This window comes from Streptomyces sp. E-08 (assembly GCF_049913095.1).
Lineage (GTDB): Bacteria > Actinomycetota > Actinomycetes > Streptomycetales > Streptomycetaceae > Streptomyces.
Genome location: NZ_CP183971.1, coordinates 8,261,070 through 8,278,658 on the forward strand (window position 1 = coordinate 8,261,070; position 17,589 = coordinate 8,278,658).

The window sequence follows — 17,589 nt, forward strand, 5'->3', positions numbered from 1 at the left end:
AGCGGCGCGGTGGCGAAGGACGCGGAGATCGGGAAGGATCGCGCGAATGGTCTCGGTATTGCAGAACGTGGCGATCGACTGTGCGGACGCCTATGAACTGGCTCGTTTCTGGAGCGGCGTCACAGGACACCCGATGGACCCGGAGGACGAACCGGGCGCGCGGGAGACCCAGGTCCTCCTCGCGGAGGGCCCGGTCCTGTACTTCAACCAGGTGCCCGAGGCGAAGACGTCGAAGAACCGGCTCCACCTGTGCCTGCGCCCCGAGACCTCGCGCGACGAGGAGGTGCGGCGGCTGCTGGACCTCGGTGCCACCTTCGTCGCCGACCACCGGAACCCCGACGGCTCGGGCTGGGCCGTCCTCGCCGACCCCGAGGGCAACGAGTTCTGCGTCCTGCGCAGCGAGTCCGACCGGGCGTCCGGGAACTCCTGACCGCCGCCGCGCGACGCTGCTCTCAGCCGGAGTGCAGGACCCGGAAGGTGGTGGGAGCCGACGGGTCCCGGTCGGCGACCTGGACCGGGGCCCACGCCCATTGCCAGAGGGCGATGCCCGGCGTGCGGGAGAACCGGATCGGGCCACGGGTGCCCTCGGCCGAAACGCGGGGCCAGGCCCCGGCTATCGTCGCCCGGTCGGTGCCGTGGGAACGCAGCAGTGCGGCCAGGACGGTGACGGTGTCCCAGCCCTCGAGGGCGACGAAGGAGGGCGCCTCGCCCAGCCGTTCGCGGAGTTCCTTCCGTACGCGGCCGCCGAGCGGACCGAGGTGCTCCGGGAGGTAGCGCAGGAACGGGATCCCGGCACCGTCCTCGCCCAGCGCCTCGGCCCACCCGGCGAACTCCGGCTGTCCGGCGGGGGCACCGATCAGCAGGTCCGCGAGCCGCCGGTCGCCCCGGACCGCCCGGACGATCGGCACCGCCGGTTCCGGACTGCCGACCAGGAGGAGCAGCGCCGTCACGTCGTGGTCGACGAGGGCGTCGCAGAGGGCCTCGGGGGTGAGCGCGGTCGCGTCGAGTTCGACGACGGAGCCGCCCCGGGGCGCGAGGTGGTCCCGCAGCACGCGGGTTCCGGTCGCCCAGTAGACGCTCGGCTGGGTCGCCACGGCGATCCGGCTCCGGCCCGTGGCGAGGAGGAAGTCCGCGTAGATCCGCCAGCCGCGTGACTGGGCCGGGGCCACGCGCGCGACCCACTCCGTCCGCTCCTCGACGAGCGCGTCGAGAACGGCGGACGAGCAGAGGAACGGCACGCCGAGGGCGTCGGCCCGGCCGGCGACGGCGCGGGCGACGACGCTGTGGTACTCGCCCACCACGGCGGCCACGCCCAGGCCGGCCAGTTCGACCACGGCCGCCGCGGCCCGCTCGGGGTCGGCCGCGGTGTCCCGGACGACCAGCTCAAGGGGCCGGCCGTCGATCCCGCCCGTCTCGTTGACCTCGTCCACGGCCAGGTCGAGTCCCGCGAGGAGGTGCCGCCCCGCCTCGACCCAGCCGGGCCGCGTCCGCGGGACGAGTGCGCCCAGGCGGACGGGCGGGCGGTCCGGGTGCGCTCCCGACGGGGAGGGTGGCGTGCTCATCGGGGTGTGTCTCCTTGGGGCGGTGAGGGCGTGGCCGCCGCCCGCAGCGCGGGGGAGGCGGTGAACAGGGCGACTACGGCCCCCCGTACCCGCGCGGCCACGACCTCGGGCGACGAGGCGTCGAGCTTGCCGTCGAGGTGCAGGAACGCCAGGCCGTGGACGAGGGCCCACACGGTGGTCGGGAGGGCCCCCGACGGGTCGGTGCCGGGGAACGCGTCGCGGACGATGCGGTGGACGTACTCCGTGATGACGGCGGTCGCGGCGACGCGTTCCTCGCTGGTCGGGTCGCAGGGTTCGGCGAACATCGCCCGGAACAGGGCGGGGTGGTCGAGCGCGAACCGCACGTACACGACGGCGACCGCCGCCAGGTCGTCGGGCGTCGAGGGCGCGGAGTGGACCGCGGCCAGGTGCTGGGCGAGTTCGCGGTACCCCTCCGCGGCGACGGCGGAGACGAGGGCGTCACGGTCCGCGTAGTGGCGGTAGGGGGCCGTGGCGGACACGCCGGCCCGTCGGGCGACGGCGCGCAGCGAGAGCCCGGCGCTGCCGTCCTCCTCCAGGAGTTCCCGCGCGGCGCGCAGGCAGGCGGCGCGCAGATCGCCGTGATGGTACGTACCGGTTTGCGACATAGGTCACACTCTTTGATGTTTGCGCCGCTTACATGGCCCTTTATGTTTGTGGTGCATACATCTTAGGTGATGGACCTTGGGAGAGGGAACCGGGATGACCACTGAGCTGTTCTCGCCACTGCCCCTGCGCTCGGGGCAGGTACTGGACAACCGGATCGCGAAGGCGGCCATGGAGGAGAACATGGCCGGTGACGGCCAGCTCCCCGACCGGCGGCTGCCGACGCTGTACCGGCGCTGGGCCGCCGGCGGCACGGGCCTGCTGATCACCGGCAACGTGATGGTGCACGCCGAGGCGCTGACCGGCCCCGGCGGAGTCGTCCTCGACGAGCACGCGCCCCTGGAGCCGTTCGCCGCATGGGCCGAGGCCGGCAAGTCCGGGGGCGGCCGGATCTGGATGCAGATCAACCACCCCGGCCGTCAGGTGGCGTCCGACATGCCCGGCGTCGTCTGGGGCCCCTCCGACGTCGGCGTCGACCTGGGCAGGCACAGCGGCCGCTTCGGCCGCCCGACGGCCATGACCCCGCAGCAGATCGAGGACACCGTGGCGCGGTTCGCCGTCACGGCCCGCCGCGCCGAGGAGGCGGGCTTCGACGGCGTCGAGGTGCACGCCGCGCACGGCTACCTCCTGTCGCAGTTCCTCTCGCCGCTCGTCAACAAGCGCACCGACCGGTGGGGCGGGTCACTGGAGAACCGGGCCCGGATGCTCCTCGACGTGGTCCGCGCCGTCCGCGCGGCCGTCTCGCCCTCCTTCGCGGTCGCGGTGAAGCTCAACTCCGCCGACTTCCAGCGCGGGGGCTTCGACGCCGACGACGCCCGCCAGGTGATCGGGATGCTCGAACCGCTCGGCGTCGACCTGGTCGAACTGTCCGGCGGCAGCTACGAGAGCCCGGCCATGACCGGCCGCCCCGCCGACGACCGCACCACGGCCCGCGAGGCCTACTTCCTCCACCTCGCCGAGGACCTGGTGAGGACGAGCCCCGTCCCGCTCATGCTCACGGGCGGCATCACGAGGCGAGCGACGGCCGAGAAGGTCCTGGACAGCGGAGTGGCGGTCGTCGGGGTGGGCACCGCCCTCGCCGTCACCCCGGACCTGCCGGACCGCTGGCGCGGCGGCCGCGAGGCCGACCGGCAGATGGCACCGGTGACGTGGTCGGACAAGACCCTCGCCTCGGCCGCCGGCATGGCGAAGGTCCGCCACCAGATGCGCCGGCTCGCCCGTGGCGCCGACCCCAGGCCCGGTACGCACCCGGCGGTCGCCCTCGTCTCCGAGTACCGGAAGCAGCGCGTGGCCCTGCGCGGCTACCGCGCCTGGCTGTCCACCGGCCGCTGAGGGGGAACTTCCCCGCCCGCGCACGCGTTCCGGATGGCGACCTGATCGTTCTGACGTGTGACACGGCGGCGGTGTGCCGCCGTCGGGGGAAGTGAGCAACCGATGGCCATGGTGGGTCTGTTCTGGATCGCCGAGGGAGACGTGTACGTGGGGGCCAAGCCGACCGGTTCGGCTCCCGGGATACGCCTGACCCCCGACGGCGTGGTGGCCCTGGGTGACGGGCAGTCCGGCCTCCACCTCTGGGAGGACGTACGCGCCCTGACCGTGGCGGACGTGCCCGTGAAGTCCTTGAAGCGGCAGGTCGGCGTCGTCGCGGACGTGGCCCTGGACGTGGTGATGAACCTGGGGATGACCCTGGGCCCGGGCCTGTCGGGCGAGGCCCCGCCGCTGATGACGGTGGGTCTGGAGACACACGACGGCACACACGAGCTGAAGGTCTACGTGGCCGCCGCCGTCGGCTACACACCGACGGAGGCCGAGCTCTCCCACACCCTCCTGTCCCGCCTCACGGAGGGCGCCGCGACGATGGCCACCACCCTGGCGGCGATGTCGGAGTGGGGTCGCGCGCGGGAGGGCGGGACACCTCGCGGGGCGCAGCGGGAGGAGCTGCTGCGCGGCTGGGTGGGCTAGGGCCTGTCTGCACCTTCCCGTCTGCCCCGCGACGCCCGGCACGCGGGGCCGCGCGGTCGGTCGCGGCGCCGTTCCCAGGGGTCGCCACCCTGTCCACATCGGGTTGCGCTCCCCCCGCAGGCGGGGACCATGGAATCAAGAACGGGGATCCGACCGCCCCGCCCCGCAGCCGATACGGCCGGCACCGACCGCACTCCCCTCAGGAGGCGCCATGCCTGATGATCCGCTCGGTCACTGGACGGGTCGGTTGCTCCGCCTCGGTGTCGGCATCTCGCCCGACGAAGCCCGGAAGTTCGTGCACGAGCTGTACGCGAAGGCCCAGTCCGACCTCGACGCCGAGCGGGCCGAGGCCGACTTCGAACGGGAGGAGTGAGCCCGGGCGAAAGCCGTCGTGGACCTGGTCAGGAACGGAGCTCCGCATGACCCAGACGGAAGCGTGGGGGGATGACGTCTACCAGCCCGACGGCAGCGAGGTCCAGGACGACGCGGGTGTCCTCGACTACGAGGACACCCTTGAGGGGCCGCCCGGCGATCCGCTCGACGCGGGGTACTCGCCACCGGAGCGGCCTCTCGGCGCCGAGCGCGCGGGCGTGACCGCGGCCGAACGGCAGCGGGGCGAAACCCTCGACGAGCGCCTGGCGGAGGAGGAACCCGAGCCCGCCGCCCCCGACGGCGACGGCCTCGGCGACGCGACGGACACCGACGGGGAGCTCCTGGACGACCAGGTCGGCGCACGGCGCGCGGGGCGCCTGGTGTCCGAGGACGAGGGAACGCGTGGCGTCACGTCGGAACTGAACGCCCGGGACCTGGGCATCGACGGCGGCGCCGCCTCCGCAGAGGAAGCGGCGATGCACATCGTCGACGAGGAATGACGCGACGCCCCCGGCCGGTGCGCGTGAAGACCGGCGGGACTCCTCAGCCCGGCCCAGGCCCGGGTCCCGGCCCGCGCACCGCCAGGAGCGCGGCACCGATGTCCGCCACCGCCCGCGGATCGGAGAGAGAGCGGCCCGTCAGTTCCTCCACACGGCGCAGCCGGTAACGGACGGTGTTGGGGTGCACGAACAGGCTCCGCGCCGCGTCGGCGGCCGAGCCCGCGGCGGCGAACCAGTGTTCCAGGGTGCGCAGGAGCCGGGACCGCTCCGCGACCGGAAGGTCGAGCAGCGGCCGCAGTACCACCTCCACCAGGTGCGCGGCCTCGGCGGGCGCGGCGGCGACGACCATGGCCAGCGGGTTGTCGTCGAAGCGGGCCACGCCGGGTCCGGAGCCTTCGAGGCCGGCGAGGGCGAGCCGGGCGAAGCGCAGGGCCTGGGGCGTGTCCCGCAGGGAGTGGAAGCGCGGACTGAAGCCCACTCGGGCGCGGGTCCGGCGGAGGATGCCCAGGCAGGTTGTTTCCGCGGACGCCGTCGGGAGGGCGATCAGGGCGAGCTGCTGGTCCGGAAGGAGCCTCCAGGCGGAGGGCAGGTTCGCCCGGCGCAGCGCCGCCTCCGCACCGGTGAGGGGCTCCTCGCCGGGTGTGCCCGCCCTCGCCGCCGCGACGGCGTACGGGCCGTGCTCGGGCAGCTCCAGCTCGCGGGCGGTCTCCCACAGCGTGCGGTCGGCGACGATGCCGGTGAACAGCGCCTCCACCAGGGCGGAGCGCCTCGCCTGCCCCTGTGAGGTGAGTTCGGCGGCGGCCTCGCGGTAGGCCACCGCCACCGACTCGGCGTACAGACCGGACAGCGCCCAGAACTCGGTCGACTCCGAGAGGAGGAGATCGTCGGAGACCTCCGGGCGCGCGCGGGCCTCGCCGAGGATCTCGGTCCACAGGAACTGGGAGCCGATGCGGTACGCGTGCAGCGTGTCCGCCAGCGGAACCCCCTGCTTCGCGCGGAGCCGCCCGGTCTCACGGGCCGAACTCGCGTCCGGAGCACCCCCGACGCGGAGGTGGGTGAGGATGAGGTCCGCGTTGGCGGTGCAGGAACGGCGCAGTGAATCCAGGGAGATCAGCGACTCGTCCTCGTACGCCTCGACGTTCGCGCGGATCCGCAGCGCCATGTGCTCGCCCAGTTCCGGAAGTCTGGCCAGAAGCGCCGCCGCCACACCCGAAAGGATCATCAGTGCAGCCTAGCGCCCTCGGATTGTGAGCGGGAACAATCCGCGACGCCCCGCGTTGTCGCCCCGGCCATAGGCCGTGAGCGCATACCCCTGCAAGATGTCGGCGATGTAAACATTCGGTGATTCCGTGTAACGGAGGCGGGTCATGGCCAATCTGGCAGGGTTTCTCGTGGAGACGGCCGGGCGGCAGCCCGAGCGGCCCGCACTGCGCCTGGGGGAGCAGGTCATCACGTACGCGGAGCTGGACGAGCGCAGCGCCCGCGCCGCCGCCCTGCTGCGGTCCGAGGGGGTGCGCCCCGGGGACCGGGTCGCGCTGATGCTGCCGAACGTTCCCGAGTTCGTGGTGCTGTACTACGGCGTCCTGCGCGCCGGAGCGGTCGTCGTCCCGATGAACCCGCTCCTGAAGACCCGGGAGACCGAGTTCCACCTCACCGACTCCGGCGCGGTGCGGCTCTTCGAGTGGCACCAGGCGCCGGGCGAGGGCGCCCAGGGCGCGGCCGCCGCGGGAGTACGGCACTCGGCCGTCGAACCCGCCGCGTTCGCCGCCGCGCTGGCCGGACACGAGCCGCTGCCCGAGGTCGCCGACACGGACGGCGAGGACATGGCCGTCCTGCTGTACACCTCCGGCACCACCGGCCGCCCCAAGGGCGCGGTCCTCTCCCACGCGGGGCTGCGGCACAACACCGAGGTCAACAGCGTCCACATCCAGGAGATGACGCCGGAGGACGTGGTGGTGGGCTGTCTGCCGCTGTTCCACATCTTCGGGCAGATCTGCACCATGAGCGCGGCCGTCCGCAGCGGCGCGTCCCTCGTCCTCATCCCGCGCTTCGATCCGCAGGCCGTCCTGACGGCCGTCGCCCGCGAGCGCGCCACCGTCTTCGAGGGCGTCCCGACCATGTACGCGGCGCTGCTCCAGCACCCCTCGGACGCGGACGTGTCGACGCTGCGCATGTGCATCTCCGGCGGTGCCTCGCTGCCGGTGGAGATCCTGCACGGCTTCGAGCGGCGCTTCGGCTGTCCGGTGCTCGAAGGCTTCGGCATGTCCGAGACCAGCCCGGTGGTCACCTTCAACCACCCCGACCGGCCCCGCAAGGCCGGCTCCATCGGCACCCCGATCCGGGACGTCGAGGTACGGCTCCTCGACGACAGGGGCCAGGACGTGGCCCCCGGAGAGATCGGCGAACTGGCCGTCCGGGGCCCCAACGTCATGCGGGGGTACTGGAACCGCCCGGAGGAGACCGAGGCGGCGATCCCCGACGGCTGGCTGCGCACCGGCGACCTCGCCCGCGCCGACGAGGACGGCTACTTGTACATCGTCGACCGCAAGAAGGACATGGTCATCCGGGGCGGCTACAACGTCTACCCGCGCGAGATCGAGGAGGTCCTCCACGAGCACCCGGCCGTCGCCCTCGCCGCGGTGGTGGGCTTCCCGCACCCCGAGCTCGGCGAGGAGATCGCGGCCGCGGTCGTGCTGCGCCCCGCCGCCGAGGCCACCCCCGACGAACTGCGCGAGTACGTCAAGGACCGCGTGGCGGCCTACAAGTACCCGCGCCGGGTGTGGCTCGTGGACCAGCTGCCGCTGGGGCCGAGCGGAAAGATCCTCAAGAGGGAGATCACCGTCCCGGCGGGGTGACCCGGTCAGTAGGGGGTCGCCGCGTTCTGCTCCGCCCAGAGCCGTTCCGTGTCGGAGCCGCCCGGCGGCGGGACGAGCCCGTTGATCATCCAGAGCTCCTCGCTGGTCTCGTCGACGTGGAACTCCCAGTGGAGCCCGGCGTGCCGTTCGAGGTGCGGCTGCACCATCTGCCTGATCCAGCGGGCGGTCCTGCGCCTGCTGTCCTCGTCGGGGTTGCGCCGGGCGATGTGATCGATGGTGATCCGGACCCCGACGGGGGCGGGCTCTCCGCCGACGTAGAAGTCCTCGGGCCGGGTCTCCTGGAACAGGGTGACCACGTAGAAGCGCGGCAGGCCGGCCTTCTCGTAGTGGTCGGCGACGGACGAGGCGAGCCGGTGCTTCTCGTCGTCGGAGAAGACTCCCGGGGTGTGGTGAACGGTCCACAGGGGCATGGCGGTTCGTGTCTCCTTGGTGAGGGATCAGCCGGCGGCCGAGAAGGTCAGGTGTTCCACGGGCCCGGAGAGTGCGGACTTGACGGCGGCGCTGACGTCGTCGGCGAGCACCTCCGCGTGCCCCGCCTCCAGCCCGTCGACGATCCGCGCGGCCACGTCGGCGGGCTTCGCCTTGCTCCGGTCGAGGGCGGCGACCATGTCCGTGTCGATGAATCCGGCGTGCACGCCGACGACCTGGGTGCGCTGCGGGGCGAGTTCGAGCCGGAGCGAGTTCGTGAGGGACCACGCCGCCGCCTTGGAGGCTCCGTAGGCTCCGCTGCCCGCGAGCCACGACAGTACGGAGTGCATGTTCACCAGCGCCCCGCCGCCGTTCGCGGCGAGGACCGGCGCGAACGCCCGCGCCACCCGCAACGGCCCGAGGACGTTGACGTCGAAGGTCTCCGCGGCCTGTTCGACGTCGCCCGTGAGCAGCGGCCCGGGCAGCAGGACCCCGGCGTTGTTGAACACGATCCCGGCGTCGGCGGCGAGCTCCGCGAGCGCGGCGACCGACTCGGCCGAACGCACTTCGAGCGGGACCGTCACCACGCGTGGGCGTTCGTCCGTGTACGGCGAGCGGGAGGTGGCGTACACCTTGCTCGCCCCGCGCGCCAGCACCTCGTCCACGAGGGCGGCGCCGAGTCCCCGCCGCCCTCCGGTCACCACGACCACCTTGCCCGCCACCGCAACCATGGCACCCACACTCCCGATCTGGCTAACGACTTCGTTAGTCAGATGCAAGCACGCCAGGGCTGAGTAACGCAAGCATTAGTTACAATGGGCGGGTGGCGATGAGGTTCGAGAAGCGGTTGGGCGACCGGGACGCGTGGTCGATCGGAGACGGGTGCTCGGCCGGCCGGGTGCTCGACCTGCTGAGCACCCGGACGGTCTTCATGGTCGTGCGGGAGTGCTTCTACGGCACGACCAGGTTCGAGGACTTCGTGACGAGGATCGGCACCTCCGCGCCCTCGGTCTCCCGCGCGCTCAAGCAGCTGGAGTCGGCCGGGGTCGTGACACGCACTCCCTACCAGGAGCCGGGGAAGCGGGCGCGCGACGAGTACCGCCTGACACGGGCCGGCGAGGACCTGCTGCCGGTCTTCCTCTCGCTGGTCCGGTGGGGCGACACGTACCTCCAGGACGGCCGCCCGCCCCTGGCCTTCGTCGAGGCGGAAAGCGGCCGGCCGCTGAGCGTCCGAGTGACGGCCGACCCCGCACCGGACCCGTCGTCCGACGACATCGAGATCCGCCTGCACCCCGACTGGAGCCGCGACTGAGGCTCGCGCGGGGGAGGCGTACGCGGATCAGTCCGCCCGCTTCCTGCCGTGGAGGTGGAGCGAGCGCAGGGCCGCTTCGAGGGCGAACCGGTGGTCCGGGTCAAGGAGCCGGTCGCCGAAATGGGTGTCCAGGTTCCGCAGCCGGTAGCGGACCGTCTGGGCGTGCACGCCCAGCAACTCGCCGACCTGTTCGGCGGGGGCGCGCGTGGAGATGTGGACGCGCAGGGTCTCGATCAGCCGCTCGCGCCGGGTGCCGGACAGCTCGTCGAGCGGGGCCAGCTCACGCGCGGCGAGATGCGCCGTGAGGGCGGGATCGGACAGCAGCCACAACGTTGTCAGGTGCTCCTCGCAGTGCACGAGGGGGGCGTCCGGCACGATGCCGTCGTCGACGAGCTGAAGGACCCGCCGCGCCCAGCGGATGGAGTGCGCGGCCTGCACCGGCGGAACGGTCAGACCGACGACGGCGGACGTCCCGGCCAGGGCCGATTCGAGCATCGTGAGCCGCTGCGGGGTGAGCGGGCCGGGGATGAGCAGGTGCGGCTGGGGGAGGGTCAGGTCGGCCAGCACGTCCCGGTCGAGCCCCGCCTGGACCAGCTCGGCGACCGGAGGGCGGAGGGCCACCAGGGTGCACTCGGAGGGCAGCTGCCAGGACGCCTCCTCGCACAGCTCGGCGATCGTCGCCCGGGGCAGCGGCGGACCCGCGACGACGAGGTGGAGTAACTGTCTCCTCCGCGCCGCCACGTCGGACACGGCGCGGGCCTGGGCCGTGACGTAGCCCTCGCGCGACAGGGCTTCGAGCTCCTCGACGTAGGCGAAGAGGGCGTCCGCGAAGGCCAGGATGAGGGTGGGGGAGAGGTTGTAGGTGCGTCCGATGCTCTTGGCCCGGCGCAGCGCGATGCGCGCCCCGAGGCGGTAGGCGCCCTGGAGACAGCCGAGGTCGCGGCCCTCGTAGGCCTCGACGCGGCCGAACTTGCGCAGCAGCTCGTCCCGGAGTGCCGACTTCGCCCCGGGGGCGGCGACCCGTTCCACGAAGGCCGCCAGGGCCTGTTCCACGCCCTGGCGGATGGCGTCCGAGTGCGGTCCGTTGAAGAGGTGGGCGTACACGGGGTAGGCCCGCTGGACCTCGATACCGATCTCTTTGATGAGGCCTGGGATCTCCGGCCTCATCAGGTCGGCGAACTCCCTGGGGAGCGGGTCGAGCGGCTCGCCGATGTTCGGTGACTGTGCGATTGCGGGCATGGACCGATCCCTTGCTCTCCTGCGCGACCGGTGGGGAGCGGCAGTGCGGCGCCCTCCCTGGGTGGTGGGCGCCGCCATGGCCGTCAGGTGCGTACCAACGGGGACTGCTGAAGCTAAATCAACTGCTGTGTGCTGTACACAACTTGCGCAAGAGTTGGTGTTCGCGGAGGCCCGTGGGCCGCCGACTAGGCCGGGAATCGACCCTGGGTGGCCGTTACCTGACGGCCGAGTGCCAGTGCTGGGACAGCACCTTGCCGGCGTCGGGGGCGGAGACCCCGGGGGCGTACAGGCCGGTCAGGTAGGTCTGGGTGTTGTTGAGCGTGAGACTGTTCCTGCCGGCGGCGGAGGGCAGTCCGGTCTTGAGGTTGACCGCGCCGTTGACCAGGCCGAGCCCGAGGCCGCAGCCGCTGGCGCCGGGGACGGCGAAGGTGGTGTCGACCTGGGTGGAGCCGAGGATGTTGAGGCGGCTCAGGTCGCCTTCCTCGTTGGGGGAGCCGTCGCCGTTGTAGCGCTCGACGGAGAAGTCGGGCGAGGTCTTGTTGTTCGGGCGCAGGATGATCGGGTTGGCCTTCGTCCCGATGTAGCAGTTGCTGCCGAGGAACGGGTTCTCCAGGTGGATGCGGACCGGGATGTTCACGATCGGCATGTCGGTGAGGACGCCCGCGATCTGGTCGAAGTCCGAGGGCGTGCCGACCGACTCCATGGTCGCGGTGATCTTGTTGAGCTTGGCGTCGGACAGCTGCCGGCAGATGTCGGTGATGAACGGGATGTCGCTCGGGCACATCAGCCCGAGCAGGCCGCCGGGGACGGTGGCGGAGTCCGCGATGATCGAGCCGGCGGGCGGGGCGACGACGGAGCTGGTGCCGTCGGCGTTCTGGATGACGCCGATCTGGAGGTTCGTCCTCCCCGTGATGACGGTCGTGTTCCCGAGCTTGATGGAGCCGGAGGCCGAGCTGGAGGAGACGCACTGGGGCGACTGGTCGAGCCCGTCCGTGGCGAGCATCGCCGGGGCGTCGACCGGACAGCGGTCGAACGGCGCCCACCCGCCGTTCAGCTGGGGGGTGGCGGCGGTCGCCGTGCCGACGGAGGCGAAGGCCCCGAGCGCGGTCAGCGCGGAGAGGGTGGCGAGTCTCGTGCGGGAGGAGGCGAGGGACATGGCGGGAGCCTTCCGTCGGGAAAGAGGGGGTGGGGCGGTTCAGCGTGCGGGCTTGGGGACCACGAGGGGCTGGCGGTCCTCGGTGCACTGGTCCGGAGGGGGCGTCTCGACACCCACGGAGCAGGTCTGGCCCTGGATCTGCTTGATGTGGTTGCCGGGGCCGGAGATGGAGGCGGTGAGCAGCCGGTCGAGGTTCTCTCCGCCGGCGCCGCAGCCCTTGAAGGCGGGGATCGTCACCTCACCGGTGAGCGGGCCGCCGCTGGTGAGGAGATAGCCGGTGGCGTCGGTGCCGTTGATGAGCTGGCCCTTGCCGAGGAGGACCAGATGGTCTCCGGGGTACTTGGCGGGGGCGGGCTCGGGAGAGCTGAGCGGCGTCGCCGTGCGGCACGAGGGGCCGACGTCCAGCCGGGTGCCGTTCACCTCGACGTCGAGGACGCGCAGGACCAGGGGGACCCGGATGTAGGTCTCGGCGAGGTTGTCGGGGAAGACCAGGAGGACGTCCGACGTGACGGTCAGGGGACCCGCCTGTTCGAGGACGAGGGTCGCCGTCGTCGGGGCGAAGCCGAACGTCAGGAAGGTGGCCTTGAAGGGCGGCGTCTGCTTGCGTCCCCCGTGGGAGAGGTTGCCGGTCGACGTCTGGAAGAGGTGCATGCTGCCGTCCGGCAGGATCACGAACTCCGGCTGCCCCTGCTCGATCAGGACGCAGGACACCGGGATGACGTTGGCGCCGTTCAGCTTCCGGACGTTGGAGTACCCGGTGATGTACGCGGAGAGCGACGTCGGGGTCGGCTTCTCGGTCACACAGGGCGGCGCGGCCGGCCGCGCCGCGGGGGTGCCGGACTCCTCCTCGCCGGTCGTCGTGAGGCCCCGGTCCGCCGGTTCCCCGGCCGCCGGGACGCCGGGGACCCCAGCCGTTCCGCCCGTACCGTTCGTCCCGCCCGGCCCGCTCGTGGTGCCCGGGCGCGCCGGGGCCGTCCGGTCCCCGGGGAGCTGGGGCCGGGGGGAGAGCGGGGAGGGGGCCGGCCGGGGGCCGGCCGACGACGGCGGAGGGCCGCTCGGTTCCGGGGAGGGCGTGCGGGTGCCGACCGGGACCGTGGCCAGCAGCGTGCGGCCCTCGGCGTCCTGGCCGGGGACGCACGTGACGGAGAGGGACGCGGGGGTGGTCGGCGCGCCGTCGGCCGTGCTCGGGGCGAGGTGGACGGTGAGGCCCTCGGCGGTGAGGGTCAGGTCGCCGGCGGTGTCCGTCGTCAGGGACGGCACGTCGCCGCTCGTGGTGAGTGTGAGGGGTCCTTCGGCGGGTACGTCGAGGGGCTGTGCCGTTCCGCGCCACGAGGCCTCCGTGCGCTGCCGGTTCTGGGCCGCTCCGACGGTGAGCAGGCTCTCCGCCCGTACCGTGGTCGCCTTGAGCGCGGTGAGGTCGGCCACGGCCGCGGCAGGGAGCTCCACGGTCGTGGTGACGTCGGTGGGCCGTATCTCCTCGCCCGGGACCGCCCGTTCGGGGAAGGCCGCCGTGATCCGTACCGTCGCGGCCTGCTGTCCCGAGGGCAGGGTGCACACATAGGGCAGCGAGGCGTCGACCTTCAGCGTCCCCACGGCGACCGCCGCCGCGGGGAGCAGGGGCGCGAGCGCCACGAACGCGGCGATCGTCGCGCCGCGCACGCGGGCGCGGGAGGGTCGAGGGGTGGGCCCGGGGCCTCTCATCTTCTTGCTCCGCTCGGGTCGTTCGTACGCGGACAGGCCGCGTCCGCCCGGCCGGGGTCGCCGGCCGGGCGGACGCGGGTCCTGCGTCCTTACGGGTTGGAACCGACGATCGTCGGGATGACGGTGCCCGACTTCACGAGGTAGGTGCCCTTGAAGGTGGGCTTGGCACCGACCGGCACGGCGGAACCGCAGTTGGTCGACGAGACGACGGTGAGCTCGCCCGCGACGCTGTTGACGGCCAGCGCGCCCGTCGAGTTGGTGTACGTGCCGGAGGCCTTGCCCGTCACGCGGAAGACACAGGCGCCGACGGTCACCTTGGCGTCGACGTTGCCGACGTAGCCCTTGGTGACGCCGGTCGCCGCGGTGTAGTCCTGCGCCACCACGGTCCACGGCGTGGTCGCGACCGTGCTCACGTTGCCGAGGACGCTGGTGCAGGGCGCGCCCGTGGCGCCGAACGCGATGGAGCTGATGGAGGCCACGGTGGCGGGGTTGCCGGTGGCGCTCGCCATCGTGCCCGCGGCGGTCGACTTCGTACACGTCATGGCGATGCCGTTGACGCTGAGGACGACGTTCCCGCTGTTGGCCGCGGTGAAGCTGGCCGGCGTGGGGTTGACGGTCCAGACCGTCGAGGGCACCGCCGAGGCGGGCGCCGCCGCGAGGGCGAACGCGGCCGAGGCGGCTCCGGCGACGACGGCGAGCTTTCTGATCGGCTTGTTCATGGCTCTGGGACTCTCCTTGGGGATTGACCGGCAGAGGGGTGGCCGCGGTGGGGGTCGAGCGGCCGGCGGCCCGACATTTCTCGGCCGCGAAACGAGACGTTACTTGCGGGAAACTTAGCTGAACAATGGCGGGGTCCAAGATTCTTTGGAGATTGCGCATTGCCTGTCAAGTGGGTGAGCGATGGCGAGAATCCCCTTGGTTCCGGGGTGCGCAATGTCGACAATTCTGATCGATCGCCGGGGCTCCCCTCTGCTCTCTCCGGTGATAGAAGAGGCGGCGGAATTGTCTCCCGTCTGACAACCGCCCCGCTGTCTGATTCCGTACCGGGAAAACTCGGATTCCGCTATTGCCGCGAGAGGTTACTCGGCCGTAGCGTTCCCGGGGCGGCGGACCGTTGCAGGTCGGCGCAGCTCTGTGTCTCCACGGAGACAAGTGCCGACCCCGACCTTGTCTCCGCGGTGACAAATAACGGGAGCGGATCAAGAAAAGTGGCACCCGCCTATTGTCCGGATGATCCGGACCGACTTAACGTGCGCCCGCGGCGCACACCCGACGCACGCTTGCTGGAGGTGGGATGGGAATCGAAGTAGTCGTTGAGGGTCTGACCATGTCCTTTGGCAAGCAGAACATCTGGCAGGACGTATCGCTGACCCTGCCGGCCGGAGAGGTCAGCGTCATGCTCGGCCCCTCGGGAACCGGGAAGACGGTCTTCCTGAAATCGCTCATCGGACTGCTGAAACCCCAGCAGGGCCGTGTCCTCATCAACGGTGTCGACATGGTCAGCAGTCCCGAACGCGACATCTACGAGACCCGGAAACTCTTCGGCCTCATGTTCCAGGACGGCGCGCTGTTCGGCTCCATGAGCCTCTTCGACAACATCGCCTTCCCGCTGCGCGAGCACACCCGCAAGCGGGAGTCCGAGATCCGGCGCATCGTCATGGAACGCATCGAACTCGTCGGCCTCCTGGGCGCGGAGGACAAGCTGCCGGGCGAGATCAGCGGCGGCATGCGCAAGCGCGCCGGACTGGCCCGCGCGCTCGTGCTCGACCCGCAGATCGTCCTGTGCGACGAACCGGACTCCGGGCTCGACCCCGTCCGCACCGCCTACCTGTCGCAGCTGCTGATCGACCTCAACGCGCGGATCGACGCGACGATGCTGATCGTCACCCACAACCTCGACATCGCCGCCACCGTCCCCGACAACATGGGGATGTTCTTCCGGCGCAGGCTCGTCACCTTCGGCCCCCGCGAGGTCCTCCTCACCAGCGACGAACCGGTCGTGACCCAGTTCCTCGCCGGCCGCCGCGAAGGCCCCATCGGCATGTCCGAGGAGAAGGACGCCGCCCTCCTCGCCGCCGAGGCCGGGAACCCCGCCGCCCACACGACGGCACCCCGCGTCATCGTCCCGCAGCTGGAACCCTCCCCCGGACTGCCGCCCCGCGCGGCCGTCACCCGACGCCGGGAGCGCGTCCTCGGCATGCTCGACCAGCTGCCGCCCGCCGCCCGCACCGCCATCCGCGACACCTACGCGCGCACCGCCACGGCGCCGACCCTGACCCTGCCCGCCACCGGGAGCGGCTCGTGATCACCGGCGCGCTGCGGCAGACCGGCCGCCTCTTCGCGCTCGCCGCCGAGGTGAGCCGCGCCGTCTTCCGGAGGCCCTTCCAGTTCCGGGAGTTCATCGAGCAGTTCTGGTTCGTCGCGAGCGTCACCATCCTGCCCGCCGCGCTCGTCTCCATCCCGTTCGGCGCCGTCATCGCCCTCCAGGTCGGCTCCCTCACCCAGCAGCTGGGCGCCCAGTCCTTCACCGGCGGGGCCAGCGTCCTCGCCGTCATCCAGCAGGCCAGCCCGCTCATCGTGGCCCTCCTGATCGCCGGCGCCGGCGGCTCCGCCATCTGCGCGGACCTCGGCTCCCGCAAGATCCGGGAGGAACTCGACGCGATGGAGGTCATGGGCGTCTCGCCCGTCCAGCGGCTCGTCGTCCCGCGCGTGCTCGCCACCATGGCCGTCGCCGTGCTCCTCAACGGCATGGTCTCCGTCGTCGGCACCCTGGGCGGCTACTTCTTCAACATCGTCCTCCAGGGCGGCACCCCCGGCGCGTACCTCTCCAGCTTCTCCGCCCTCGCCCAGCTGCCCGACCTCTACATCAGCGAACTCAAGGCCCTGATCTTCGGGTTCATCGCCGGCATCGTCGCCGCCTACCGGGGACTCAACCCGCGCGGCGGCCCGAAGGGGGTCGGCGACGCCGTCAACCAGTCCGTCGTCATCACCTTCATGCTGCTGTTCTTCGTGAACATGGTGCTCACGGGCATCTACCTGCAGATCGTCCCGCCGAAGGGAGGCTGACCGATGGCCTCCCCCTTCGTGTGGCTCGACCGGTCCGGCGACCAGCTCCTGTTCTACGTCCGCGCCCTCCTCTGGATCCCGCGGACCCTGCGCCGCTACCTCAAGGAGGTGCAGCGGCTGCTCGCCGAGGTCGCCTTCGGCTCCGGCGGCCTCGGCGTCATCGGCGGCACCATCGGCGTCATGATCGCGATGACGCTGTTCACCGGCACCGTGGTCGGGCTCCAGGGCTACGCCGCCCTCGAACAGATCGGCACCGCCGCCTTCACCGGATTCGTCTCCGCGTACTTCAACACCCGCGAGATCGCACCGCTCGTCGCCGGACTCGCCCTCTCCGCGACCGTCGGCGCCGGCTTCACCGCCCAGCTCGGCGCCATGCGCATCAACGAGGAGGTCGACGCCCTCGAAGGCATGGGCATCCGCTCCATGCCCTACCTGGTCACCACCCGCATCATCGCCGGCGTCGTCGCCATCGTCCCGCTGTACGCGATCGGCCTGCTCTCCTCCTACCTGGCCTCCCGCTACATCACGGTCCTGTTCAACGGCCAGTCGCAGGGGACCTACGACCACTACTTCAACCTCTTCCTGTCACCGACGGACGTCGTCCTCTCGGTGCTGAAAGTGCTGATCTTCAGCGTGATGGTGATCATCGCCCACTGCTACTACGGCTTCCGCGCCTCCGGCGGACCCGCCGGCGTCGGCATCGCCGTCGGCCGTTCCGTACGCAACGCCATCGTGCTGATCAGCGTCACCGACTTCTTCCTGTCGCTGGCCCTCTGGGGCGCGACCACGACCGTGAAGGTGGCGGGGTGAG

General features: G+C 71.8%; 19 protein-coding genes. 10 read left to right on the top strand and 9 right to left on the bottom strand.

Going from position 1 to position 17,589, the window contains the following annotated elements; translation table 11 throughout:
* The first annotated feature begins 46 nt into the window (after positions 1-46).
* The gene (locus ACN9MM_RS37800; RefSeq protein ID WP_426368335.1) at positions 47-430 is read left to right on the top strand and encodes a VOC family protein; all 384 of its coding nucleotides are present in this window, start codon (positions 47-49) and stop codon (positions 428-430) included.
* Positions 431-452: 22 nt separating this feature from the next.
* Here the strand turns inward: ACN9MM_RS37800 and ACN9MM_RS37805 are convergent, their stop codons facing one another.
* Positions 453-1,562, bottom strand: coding sequence for an ABC transporter substrate-binding protein (locus tag ACN9MM_RS37805; RefSeq protein WP_426368336.1), 1,110 nt, complete (start codon positions 1,560-1,562; stop codon positions 453-455).
* Complete coding sequence (locus tag ACN9MM_RS37810) at positions 1,559-2,188, bottom strand: TetR/AcrR family transcriptional regulator (RefSeq protein WP_426368337.1); 630 nt, start codon at positions 2,186-2,188, stop codon at positions 1,559-1,561. The genes ACN9MM_RS37805 and ACN9MM_RS37810 overlap by 4 nt, the downstream gene beginning before the upstream one ends.
* A 94-nt stretch (positions 2,189-2,282) precedes the next feature.
* Between ACN9MM_RS37810 and ACN9MM_RS37815 the strand changes: the two genes are divergently transcribed.
* The 4 genes from ACN9MM_RS37815 (at position 2,283) to ACN9MM_RS37830 (ending at position 5,020) form a co-directional block, all read left to right on the top strand.
* Positions 2,283-3,518, top strand: coding sequence for an NADH:flavin oxidoreductase/NADH oxidase family protein (locus ACN9MM_RS37815; RefSeq protein WP_426368338.1), 1,236 nt, complete (start codon positions 2,283-2,285; stop codon positions 3,516-3,518).
* A gap of 102 nt (positions 3,519-3,620) precedes the next feature.
* Positions 3,621-4,148, top strand: coding sequence for a hypothetical protein (locus ACN9MM_RS37820; RefSeq protein ID WP_426368339.1), 528 nt, complete (start codon positions 3,621-3,623; stop codon positions 4,146-4,148).
* 211 nt (positions 4,149-4,359) lie between these two features.
* Positions 4,360-4,521 (top strand): hypothetical protein, encoded by a 162-nt coding sequence (locus ACN9MM_RS37825; protein ID WP_426368341.1) that lies wholly within the window; start codon positions 4,360-4,362, stop codon positions 4,519-4,521.
* A gap of 46 nt (positions 4,522-4,567) precedes the next feature.
* On the top strand, positions 4,568-5,020 hold the full coding sequence (locus ACN9MM_RS37830) for a DUF5709 domain-containing protein (protein WP_426368342.1): 453 nt from the start codon (positions 4,568-4,570) through the stop codon (positions 5,018-5,020).
* A gap of 43 nt (positions 5,021-5,063) precedes the next feature.
* Here the strand turns inward: ACN9MM_RS37830 and ACN9MM_RS37835 are convergent, their stop codons facing one another.
* Positions 5,064-6,227, bottom strand: coding sequence for a PucR family transcriptional regulator (locus ACN9MM_RS37835; protein ID WP_426368934.1), 1,164 nt, complete (start codon positions 6,225-6,227; stop codon positions 5,064-5,066).
* Positions 6,228-6,387: 160 nt separating this feature from the next.
* Between ACN9MM_RS37835 and ACN9MM_RS37840 the strand changes: the two genes are divergently transcribed.
* Positions 6,388-7,875 carry a long-chain-fatty-acid--CoA ligase gene (locus ACN9MM_RS37840; RefSeq protein ID WP_426368343.1) on the top strand — a complete coding sequence of 496 codons (1,488 nt, stop codon included), beginning with the start codon at positions 6,388-6,390 and terminating at the stop codon, positions 7,873-7,875.
* Between the two features lie 5 nt (positions 7,876-7,880).
* On the opposite strand, the gene ACN9MM_RS37845 is transcribed toward ACN9MM_RS37840, so the two are convergent.
* Positions 7,881-8,306, bottom strand: coding sequence for a tautomerase family protein (locus tag ACN9MM_RS37845; RefSeq protein ID WP_426368344.1), 426 nt, complete (start codon positions 8,304-8,306; stop codon positions 7,881-7,883).
* Positions 8,307-8,333: 27 nt separating this feature from the next.
* Positions 8,334-9,035, bottom strand: a complete 702-nt coding sequence (locus ACN9MM_RS37850; protein ID WP_426368346.1) for an SDR family oxidoreductase — start codon at positions 9,033-9,035, stop codon at positions 8,334-8,336.
* Between the two features lie 98 nt (positions 9,036-9,133).
* Between ACN9MM_RS37850 and ACN9MM_RS37855 the strand changes: the two genes are divergently transcribed.
* The gene (locus tag ACN9MM_RS37855) at positions 9,134-9,616 is read left to right on the top strand and encodes a winged helix-turn-helix transcriptional regulator (RefSeq protein ID WP_426368935.1); all 483 of its coding nucleotides are present in this window, start codon (positions 9,134-9,136) and stop codon (positions 9,614-9,616) included.
* Between the two features lie 27 nt (positions 9,617-9,643).
* On the opposite strand, the gene ACN9MM_RS37860 is transcribed toward ACN9MM_RS37855, so the two are convergent.
* The 4 genes from ACN9MM_RS37860 to ACN9MM_RS37875 all read right to left on the bottom strand — a co-directional run bounded on the left by ACN9MM_RS37860 (position 9,644) and on the right by ACN9MM_RS37875 (position 14,431).
* Complete coding sequence (locus tag ACN9MM_RS37860) at positions 9,644-10,855, bottom strand: helix-turn-helix domain-containing protein (RefSeq protein ID WP_426368347.1); 1,212 nt, start codon at positions 10,853-10,855, stop codon at positions 9,644-9,646.
* A 214-nt stretch (positions 10,856-11,069) separates the two neighbouring features.
* The gene (locus tag ACN9MM_RS37865) at positions 11,070-12,011 is read right to left on the bottom strand and encodes a hypothetical protein (RefSeq protein WP_426368348.1); all 942 of its coding nucleotides are present in this window, start codon (positions 12,009-12,011) and stop codon (positions 11,070-11,072) included.
* Positions 12,012-12,050: 39 nt separating this feature from the next.
* Positions 12,051-13,670 (bottom strand): DUF6801 domain-containing protein, encoded by a 1,620-nt coding sequence (locus ACN9MM_RS37870; protein WP_426368349.1) that lies wholly within the window; start codon positions 13,668-13,670, stop codon positions 12,051-12,053.
* Positions 13,671-13,801: 131 nt separating this feature from the next.
* Entirely contained in the window at positions 13,802-14,431 is a 630-nt protein-coding gene (locus tag ACN9MM_RS37875; RefSeq protein WP_352019393.1) for a hypothetical protein, read from the bottom strand.
* A gap of 575 nt (positions 14,432-15,006) precedes the next feature.
* Between ACN9MM_RS37875 and ACN9MM_RS37880 the strand changes: the two genes are divergently transcribed.
* Genes ACN9MM_RS37880 through ACN9MM_RS37890 form a run of 3 tightly spaced genes read left to right on the top strand, consistent with a single transcriptional unit; the run spans position 15,007 to position 17,588 of the window.
* The gene (locus tag ACN9MM_RS37880; protein ID WP_426368350.1) at positions 15,007-16,017 is read left to right on the top strand and encodes an ABC transporter ATP-binding protein; all 1,011 of its coding nucleotides are present in this window, start codon (positions 15,007-15,009) and stop codon (positions 16,015-16,017) included.
* A complete protein-coding gene (locus ACN9MM_RS37885; protein ID WP_030212814.1) occupies positions 16,014-16,778 on the top strand; it encodes an MlaE family ABC transporter permease in 765 nt (254 codons plus the stop codon). The genes ACN9MM_RS37880 and ACN9MM_RS37885 overlap by 4 nt, the downstream gene beginning before the upstream one ends.
* Before the next feature lie 3 nt (positions 16,779-16,781).
* Entirely contained in the window at positions 16,782-17,588 is an 807-nt protein-coding gene (locus tag ACN9MM_RS37890; RefSeq protein WP_426368351.1) for an MlaE family ABC transporter permease, read from the top strand.
* The last annotated feature ends 1 nt before the right edge of the window (position 17,589 follow it).